10 protein-coding genes are annotated in these 8,731 nt (G+C 34.2%); 1 reads left to right on the forward strand and 9 read right to left on the reverse strand.

What is annotated here, in order from left to right; all coding sequences use genetic code 11:
• From Q8907_08950 to Q8907_08985, 8 genes are all read right to left on the reverse strand, one after another.
• Positions 1–383, reverse strand: a 383-nt coding sequence (locus tag Q8907_08950; GenBank protein ID MDP4274392.1) for a hypothetical protein, incomplete at its 3' end; no start/stop codon positions are given.
• A 333-nt stretch (positions 384–716) separates the two neighbouring features.
• On the reverse strand, positions 717–2,387 hold the full coding sequence (locus Q8907_08955; GenBank protein MDP4274393.1) for a tetratricopeptide repeat protein: 1,671 nt from the start codon (positions 2,385–2,387) through the stop codon (positions 717–719).
• Positions 2,388–2,397: 10 nt separating this feature from the next.
• Positions 2,398–3,351 carry a substrate-binding domain-containing protein gene (locus Q8907_08960; protein MDP4274394.1) on the reverse strand — a complete coding sequence of 318 codons (954 nt, stop codon included), beginning with the start codon at positions 3,349–3,351 and terminating at the stop codon, positions 2,398–2,400.
• Positions 3,335–3,583 carry a hypothetical protein gene (locus Q8907_08965; protein ID MDP4274395.1) on the reverse strand — a complete coding sequence of 83 codons (249 nt, stop codon included), beginning with the start codon at positions 3,581–3,583 and terminating at the stop codon, positions 3,335–3,337. Before Q8907_08965 ends, Q8907_08960 begins: the two co-directional genes overlap by 17 nt.
• Positions 3,584–3,683: 100 nt before the next feature.
• Positions 3,684–4,508 (reverse strand): TonB family protein, encoded by an 825-nt coding sequence (locus tag Q8907_08970; protein ID MDP4274396.1) that lies wholly within the window; start codon positions 4,506–4,508, stop codon positions 3,684–3,686.
• A gap of 41 nt (positions 4,509–4,549) precedes the next feature.
• Positions 4,550–5,176: a biopolymer transporter ExbD gene (locus Q8907_08975; GenBank protein MDP4274397.1), complete on the reverse strand. Its 627-nt coding sequence runs from the start codon at positions 5,174–5,176 to the stop codon at positions 4,550–4,552.
• Between the two features lie 19 nt (positions 5,177–5,195).
• Entirely contained in the window at positions 5,196–5,804 is a 609-nt protein-coding gene (locus Q8907_08980) for a biopolymer transporter ExbD (GenBank protein MDP4274398.1), read from the reverse strand.
• A gap of 22 nt (positions 5,805–5,826) precedes the next feature.
• Complete coding sequence (locus tag Q8907_08985) at positions 5,827–6,636, reverse strand: MotA/TolQ/ExbB proton channel family protein (GenBank protein ID MDP4274399.1); 810 nt, start codon at positions 6,634–6,636, stop codon at positions 5,827–5,829.
• Between the two features lie 591 nt (positions 6,637–7,227).
• On the opposite strand from Q8907_08985, the gene Q8907_08990 reads away from it, so the two are divergent.
• Positions 7,228–8,544 carry a glycosyltransferase family 4 protein gene (locus tag Q8907_08990; protein MDP4274400.1) on the forward strand — a complete coding sequence of 439 codons (1,317 nt, stop codon included), beginning with the start codon at positions 7,228–7,230 and terminating at the stop codon, positions 8,542–8,544.
• Position 8,545: 1 nt separating this feature from the next.
• On the opposite strand, the gene Q8907_08995 is transcribed toward Q8907_08990, so the two are convergent.
• On the reverse strand, positions 8,546–8,731 hold a 186-nt coding region (locus tag Q8907_08995), incomplete at its 5' end, for a hypothetical protein (GenBank protein ID MDP4274401.1).

An 8,731-nucleotide genomic window follows, 5' to 3' on the forward strand; every position in this document is an offset into this window, starting at 1 on the left:
CCAGCAATTTCCCCGTTCAACCGTGCAGCAGCGATATCCCATGTGGCTGCAAGTGAAATAGGTGCCGGCAGGGCTGTAGCCTTTCCCTCATGACCAGGACCACCGGGGCCAACTCCGGCCGGACCATTGGTAATAGGAAAAACGGGAATGTTTAGCCTGGAAACTCCTGGAACTACTCTATACTCCGACTTATTTTTTATACCATGTAATTGTGCAATTTTTTCATCAAGGGTCATCTGTTTAACAACTTTTCTTGCAGATGCCTCATATTCAGGTTGTACGGTTTGCATCTGCATTTTCGAACAACCAGCCGCCAACACTATAATAGCCCCAGCATATATGGCTTTGTTGATTGCAGAATTCCTTTTATAACACCTTTTCATAAAAATTATTATTTTGTTAGTTATCTTATATAAGCTTTTTGTGTTTTCTATCCAACTCTAGGATTATAACAAAACCTGTTATTCCTATTTAGACAAAAAATATACAAAACAGTTTAATTACCTTAACACTTATTTTCAATAGAAAGATTTTATTTTGAGGAAAATTAAGCTTAGAATACAGGATTGTATTTTAATGATTATAAAATATATTATCTCCATCAAGGTATTTATTAAAACCGAGAGAAAGCATCCATAAGAGTTCCTTACTACCAGACATAAAAAAACCTGCAATGAATTAACATTGCAGGCCAAATTTTCATAAAAGATTATTGTTTATTTCTTCAATCCGTTTAAACCATCTTTTGCACGCTGGTCGTTAGGATCAAGAGCAAGTACTTTATTCCAGTATTCAATGGAAAGATTAACATTCTTATCTTTTGTTGCCCTGTCCGATGATTTTTCGGAAAGTAAATAATAGTAATATCCATTATAAGAATAACATTCGATAAGGTTCTTCTTGTTTTTATTTCCATTAGCAGCTTCAATCAATTTTGCAGCATTTTCATAAAAAGGCTTAGCCAATCCCAATACTGATTCGGGATCAATTAAACTATTTGTCCTGGCCCTCCAGAAATAACCCAAATAATTATCCGGAGCTATTTGAGTCACCTTACTAAAAGCAGTATCGGCCATTACAAAAATAGGACGGACAATGGAGGTATCCTTATTTTCCTTTGTTTCTTTTTGTCCTTCCAGGAAATATTCTCTACCCAATTTAAAATAGTTCACTACCACATCAGCAGGATTCTTTTCTATAAGGACTTTAAAATAAGTGGCTGCATCCATATGTTGATTTGTCCTTGATAGGGCTGAAGCCAAATCTTCATACAAGGAAACATCTGAAGTATCAGTTGCCACAGCTTTCTTAAGATTAATAATAGCTAAAGAATCCTGATTGTTTTTAATCAGCAACCTGCCATAATATTGATAATCAGTAGATATTACTTTCTTAGGATCTTGAACTTTAAAAAATTGTTCCATATAATCCAAACCACTCTTATAATCTTCAGTTTCATAAGAAATATAAGCTTTCAACCTGTACATTACAGCATTATTAGGCGACTCTTTCAAAATATCATTTATTTCTTTTTGAGCAGCCTCATAATTTTTAGTGAAAAATAAAACCGAAGTATACCTTTCCTTATCTTCCAAAGTAATTTCAGCTAAATTGTTATACTTGCCATAATAATTAACAGCATCATTGTAACGGCCAAAAAGGTAATTCAAATCACCTAAATCTTTATAAATCAGCACATTCGTTGAATCCAATTTTAATGCATTGGAATATGCCTTAAAAGATTCAACATAATTCCTGCCGCTGGCATAAATTTCACCTAATTTGATAAAAGCAGTGATATTTTTCTTATCATAATAAATAGCACGTTCATAATCATTAGCAGCATCGCCATAGTTGGAATTCAAATATTGCAGGTTCCCTTGTTGAATGTATATATTTGAATTTTTGGAATCTACGTCTTTTGCAATATTTAAATAATAGTTTGCAATAGTGGTGTCTTTAACATCACTTGAAATGGTGGCTTCGACAATAGCACAAATGGTTGCAACATCTTTTTTATGGATCTTTCTTGCTTTTTCAAATAAGGCTTTAGCCTCATCAGTCTTTTGATTCTGCAAAAGAATTTTTCCTGAACCAATATAGTTTAAAGCTTCATCAGGATTTGCGGAAATTCCACTATTATAACAGAATTTTGCCGAATCTATATTTTTTTGTTTAAAATAAATTTCTCCAAGGTAATACCAACTTTTAGCATCTCCCGGATTCTTTTTAGTTAATTGTTTAAAAGTATTTTTAGCGCGGTTAAGCTGATTTTGTTCAAAATAACTTTTGCCGCCTTCAAAATCCTGCCCGAAAAGTGAAAAACACCCCATCAGACCGAATACAATTAAACCGGTAACTGAAATTCTTTTTGCGCTTGTTCCCATAGACTTTAGTTTAATAATTATCGTTTACTTCAATGATTCGTACTGGTTGTGTTGCAGGCAATATCCCTGCTTTCAATATAATTCTTTGTCCACGATCGCTTGCCAAAAAAGAAACAAATCCGTGGATAAGCCCTATATGGGGATCATTATTGATAGCGTAAATATTTCTAGTCAAAGGATACCATCCTTTTGAAATATATGCCTGATAAGGTTGATAAGTATTTGTAGAGGTAGCTGTTTTTTCTTTAGTTAGAGCCATAACCCTAACTTTCTTCAAAAAAGAAAGGGAAGTACTGTCACTTTTATTACTAACCCAACTAACTCCAATAAAACCAATAGCATTAGGTGTCTGGGAAACATACTGTACAACATCCTTATTATATTCCATGGCAGACAGATGCTTGGAGAGAGGGATAGTTTTACTGATCGAATCCAATACGAAACGAACCGTACTGGAATTTGGATTGTCAAAAACAACTTTGATATTCCCCAGTCTTGATTTAGGAAATATTTGTTTCCATTTAGTCACTTTACCGGTTACAATATCAAAAATATTATTCATGCTGAGTATAGAATCCCTGTTGCTGGGATGAATAATTAAAGCCACAGCATCAACAGCAATTTTTGTTACGGTAGGATATAATTTTTTACTATGAAAATAATCAATCTCATTAGCTTTTAAAGGTCTGGAAACAATAATCATGTTGGTTTTACCCTTAACAAGTAAATTAAGCGCTTCAGTTTCAGACTTATAAATAGGATTTACTTTTGCATACTGATATAATCCTTGAAAAACTTGAATTTCAGCATCGGCTATGGGTTTAAATGTTTCATCGACACAAATAGAAACTTCCCCTGTTGTAGGAGTATCTGCTGGCTTCTTATCTCCAGACCTGTTTTGGCAAGAGATTAAAACAAACAACAGCATAAAAAGGGAAAGGATGGTTTTAATTTTCATCATCATTTTCATCTTTTTTAAAAGAATTTATTAACCGATAAGCTCTAAAACAGCCATAGGCAAGTAAAAATATACCAAAAGCCTTTTTTTGAAAATCAGGAATTCTCTCATGAAATAGTCTTGTAAAAACCAAACCAAAACCTAAAGCCAAATATACTAATACCATAAAAAATGAGAAACATTTTAATATATTATTTCCGATTTTTAATGATTTTCTTTCAAACTTAAAAAAAGTCATAACACTATTTTTATATTTAGCAATAAACCACCATTTTATTAATATTCACTAAAATATTAATAAATGGTGGCTTTTTATCCAAAGTAAATCAAGAACCAGATTATCTTGATTTAAGCACAAATTTAACAGGTAATACAAAATAAACCCTAACGGTTTGTCCGTTTTGTTTACCAGGTTTCCATGCAGGCATACCTTTAACAACTCGAACAGCTTCTTCATCACAACCGCCGCCAATACCACGTACCACCTGAACATCACTAAGTTTGCCGCTTCTGTTTACAACAAATCGAACCACTACAGTACCCTGAATATCATTTTCAAGAGCCATAGTAGGATACTTGATATTATCACCTAAATACTGCATTAAAGCATCAGTACCTCCGGGAAAATCAGGCATCTGTTCAACATAGGTAAAAGGTTTTTCCACAGTATCTTCCACGACCTTTTTGGTAGTTTTTACCAAGTCAGCCATATCCACAGCATCAGCATCGGTTGAACCGACAACGGTATGAGTTGAAATAGCAGCCTTATTCTGATTAAGGTCCTCCTGACTTTTCATTAAATCTGCATCACTAACCTGATCATCAGGTTTGATCACAGGAGGGGTAAACTTAATAGTAGACTTTAATTTGGGAGCTTCCTGAGGGATATCCTTTACCTGAGGTTCTTCTTTCTTTTTAATTTTCTCCATGTCAATATTCGACAGGGTAGTAACCGTCAGATGCACCTCCTTTTTCTTAGGGAGCATTTTCTTAATCAATGTAGGGCCGGTGATTGCCAGCACGAACAAAAATACTCCAATAAGTGTTGCAATGAAATGCCTCCTTCCGGTAAACTTACGCAAAAAATAGGCGCCATACTCCCTGTTTCGATCAACAAAGACCATGTCACACCATTCTTCTGAATATAGATTAATTTTTGGCATATCTATTTTTATTAAAAATTTTTATTGATAAGATTAAAGACCTACTTATTGAGATCTTTAATCAAACCAAGGTCATAAGGAGTAATATCCACAATGGCATACCTGCTGATGTTACAAATCTGCATTTCATCCAGGGCATCCACCAGATTTTTATACGAAGCATCATTGGTAGCTTTTATAATAACCGTAGGAGCATTAATATCAGCTCTCAATTTTGCAGCTTTACGTTCAAAGGTAGTATCAGCCATTTTGGTTTTTTCTCTTTCCTTACGTAAGTCCCTGATCTTGGTCATTACATCAATATTCCTTTCAATCAGATATTTCCTAAAACCATCAGGTCCATAATTAGTGGGTTGAACCTTTGGATCTACCCCATTGATCTGTGTACCTTCGTAATAGAACAATTTATTATTTTTACCAAGAATGACCGTAATAGCCCTGGAGGCTTTTACTTTAGTTTCATCCTGAGCATCAACTTTCTTTTTGGAAGGCACACTGATTTCCATGGTTTGCGGCTTGATCATAGAAGTCGTCAACATAAAGAAAGTGATGAGCAAGAACATCAAGTCCACCATAGGAGTCATATCGATACGACATGACAACTTTTTGGCCTGAGGTTTATTGCCTTTCTTTTTACTGCTACCGCCGCCAGTATTTACATCTGCCATTTTAAATTTAATTTAAAAATTAGTTTTTGTCAGGATTTTGTTCCAGACTGGTAATCAAATTATAACGATTTTCGTCTAAATCCTGCAAAGTATTCATCACCTTCTTAATAACGGGATAGCCGGTCTTCTGATCAGCTTTTATGGCAATACGTGCATCCCTATTAATTGATCTTGCAGCTTTTATCCAGTTTTTAAACTGGTTATTAGTAGAATCAGCAGGAATACCAAGGGCATTTTCCTTCCGATCTCTTTGGTCGTTAGGCAAAGCAAGAAAATCTTTCATCTTTTGAATGGGAACTCCAAAACTATTGATGGTACTAAACTTCTTAAGCTCGTCTTTTGTAAATTTAATGCTATAAGCTTCGCCCATTTTTTCCAACAAATCCATACGGTTTTGTTTTCCATCCATTCCAAAGAATACTTTGCCTGTCTTATCAACCAATACCATCATTACATTTCTTTCCGGGATCTTGATTTCAGATATGGAAGAAGGAGTATTAACGGTTACTGGCTCTTTTTGAATAAAGTTCGACGTCAACATGAAGAATGTGAGCAACAAGGTGGCCAAGTCGCACATTGGGGTCATATCGATCGCCGTAGGCTTACGTTTTACCTTAACTTTTGGCATAGTCTATATTTATGAAAACTAACTATTTATGATTTGCAGCATAGGTCTGAACGATGCTAAAACCAGCTTCATCAATGCTGTATGTAATTTTATCAATCTTTGTTGTAAATACATTATAAAAAATAACGGCTAAAGCAGCGGTACCAATACCAAATGCGGTATTAACCAGAGCTTCAGAAATACCAGTTGACAAAGCAACTGAATCAGGTGCACCAGCATTAGCCAAAGCAGCGAATGCACGAATCATACCTAATACAGTACCTAACAAACCCATCAGGGTGGATACGGTAGAAATAGTTGCTAAAATAACCAGATTCTGTTCCAAACTTGGCAATTCCAAAGAAGTAGCTTCTTCAATATCCTTCTGGATAGAAAGTACTTTCTGGTCTTTGGTCAAATCATCTTCATTTTCAACAGCCCTGTATTTAATCAATGCGGATTTAATAACATTTGCTACAGAACCTCTTTGCTTGTCGCATAAAGCAGAAGCTTCTTCAATTTTATTATCTGAAAGTAAAGCTTTAACGTTATAAACAAATTTAGAAATTGAACCTTTTCCACTTGCTCTACCAATAGTAAAATAACGTTCAAAAGTAAAGGTTATAACTGTTAATAATAATGTCATCAGGATAGGTACAATGAAACCACCTTTGTAAACAGTACCGATGTAATCACCAGGCAAAGGCTGATTATGATTATCTCCTCCAATAAAATGACTGCCGTCGCCCATAAATTTTACAAATATTAAGATGGCAACAACTAAAGCAACAGGAATAACTAAAGCTGAAAAAACATTTTTCACGTTTTTTGCGAAATTGCTATTTTTTTCCATTTTCAAATGTGTTTTTGTAATTAATACTTTTTTTACTTAGTTTAAAATTTATATAATGTAATCCTACATCCTGAATGATAATTAATTATGCTTTTTTCTCTTCTTACCTTTTTTTTCAATTTAAATCTTAGGATAATTTATCTTAAAACCCAATAATATTCTATTACCCGCTTCTTTTTATACTTCTGTCAATACACTAAATTTGAAGGGCAAATATAATTTAAAAAATTAATATATATTAAGTTTGATAAAAAATAATTGCCTTTTTTACAGGAATATTTTTTATACTTTCAACCTGATTATTAGCAGTTTTCGAAAAAAATACAATTCCAAAACGCATCGTTTAAAACTAACCTCCCCTCAACTTTCATTCGAATAAGAAATTCGAAAATCCAGTATGCTATTTATCCCACTAAATTTATTATTCTAGTTTTATAGCAAACTTAAACAAATAACTTTTAAAGCCATTCATTTATTTCAATATTTTCGATTCTCTCAAAAAAAAAATTCTCATTTCCTAAAAAATCCAGAAATTGATTTTCTACAAAAAATAAAACTTAAATTTACGTATGTTTAAATTTTAAACAATTTATGAAGGTACTTCACCTAAGCACCACGGACATTTCGGGAGGAGCAGCGCGGGCTGCCTACAGGTTGCATAAAGGCTTGCAGGAAATAGGCGTCGAGTCATATATGTTGGTTCAAACCCGGATAAGTAAGGATTCATCGGTACTCAGTACTAAAAATTTATGGAATAGCTTATTTTATAAATTTTTTACCTGGATAGATACAGTAATTTTGTCCTTCTATCCACAAAGGGATAAAGTATACTTTTCACTGGACCTCAAACATATAAATTTATTAAGGAAAATCCGCCAAATCAATCCGGACATAATTGTATTAAATTGGGTGAGCGGTTTCATGGGAATAAATCAGTTAAAAAAATTCCACAAACCTGTACTCTGGATTCAGCATGACATGTGGGCTTTTACAGGTGGCTGCCATTACAACAGGGATTGCATTCAATTTAAAACCTCCTGCGGAAACTGCCCTTTACTGAATTCAAGGTTAAAAAATGATTTAAGTTCAATTGAATTTAAGAAAAAACAAAAAACATATAACAGAACAAAAAATTTGTACATCATTGCTTTAAGCAGCTGGATGGGAAATTGCGTCACAGAAAGTGAACTGTTCAAAGACAAGACAACAATACATATCCCCAATGGCATTGAAACTGATATATTCCACCCCCGGGACAAAAATGCTGCCCGAGAAATTTTCCATCTTCCTGCCGACAGAAAACTCATATTATTCGGAGCATCCTGGGCAACAGCAGAAAAAAGGAAAGGATTCGATTATCTTTTAAAAGCACTTGAATTTTTAAAAGACGGAAATTGTGAATTAATCGTGTTTGGAGAAGCTCAAAATGACCTTTCAAAAGAATTACCCTGCAAAATATATTTCATGGGCCATCTTAATGACGATGTATCGCTGTCGCAGTTGTATTCTGCTGCAGACGTCATGGTTGTACCTTCCATACAGGAAAATTTATCCAATGCCATTATGGAATCCATGTCGTGTGGAACACCGGTGGTTGCTTTCGGTATAGGAGGAAATGGAGATATGATCGAACATAAAAAAAATGGCTATCTGGCCAATCCTTTTGATGTGAAAGATCTCGCCCTCGGAATTCAATGGGTTTATGAAGATGACAAACGTTGGGAAACACTTTCTTCAGAAGCCAGGCTAAAAGTTTTAAGAGATTATTCCTGCATCAAAATTGCCGGAGAACATCTAAACCTTTATCAAAAAATCCTTAACGGATCAGTAATAAAGCCAAATGCTCAAAATATAATAAAATCTTCAATTTTAGACTTTCCCCAAAGAGGGTCAACTGATCAGCTATAAATTACTCGGATTTTATTTTTTGCAGTATTCTTGTAAATTCAGGCGAGCTGCTTATTTCAGCAAAAACCGGGTCCTGTTCCAACTTCTTTTTATCGTTAAAGCCCAGATCAACAGCCGTATTTAACGATGAAAGAGCCTCTTTGTTTTTACCCAGTTCTATACAAAGCCAGGAATACAAATAATAACA

This window comes from Bacteroidota bacterium (assembly GCA_030706565.1).
GTDB lineage: Bacteria > Bacteroidota > Bacteroidia > Bacteroidales > JAUZOH01 > JAUZOH01.

Coding starts and splice junctions, on each gene's coding strand:
- Q8907_08955 (MDP4274393.1), bottom strand. CDS start 2,387: ATGGGAACAAGCGCAAAAAGAATTTCAGTTACCGGTTTAATTGTATTC.
- Q8907_08960 (MDP4274394.1), bottom strand. CDS start 3,351: ATGATGATGAAAATTAAAACCATCCTTTCCCTTTTTATGCTGTTGTTT.
- Q8907_08965 (MDP4274395.1), bottom strand. CDS start 3,583: ATGACTTTTTTTAAGTTTGAAAGAAAATCATTAAAAATCGGAAATAAT.
- Q8907_08970 (MDP4274396.1), bottom strand. CDS start 4,508: ATGCCAAAAATTAATCTATATTCAGAAGAATGGTGTGACATGGTCTTT.
- Q8907_08975 (MDP4274397.1), bottom strand. CDS start 5,176: ATGGCAGATGTAAATACTGGCGGCGGTAGCAGTAAAAAGAAAGGCAAT.
- Q8907_08980 (MDP4274398.1), bottom strand. CDS start 5,804: ATGCCAAAAGTTAAGGTAAAACGTAAGCCTACGGCGATCGATATGACC.
- Q8907_08985 (MDP4274399.1), bottom strand. CDS start 6,636: ATGGAAAAAAATAGCAATTTCGCAAAAAACGTGAAAAATGTTTTTTCA.
- Q8907_08990 (MDP4274400.1), top strand. CDS start 7,228: ATGAAGGTACTTCACCTAAGCACCACGGACATTTCGGGAGGAGCAGCG.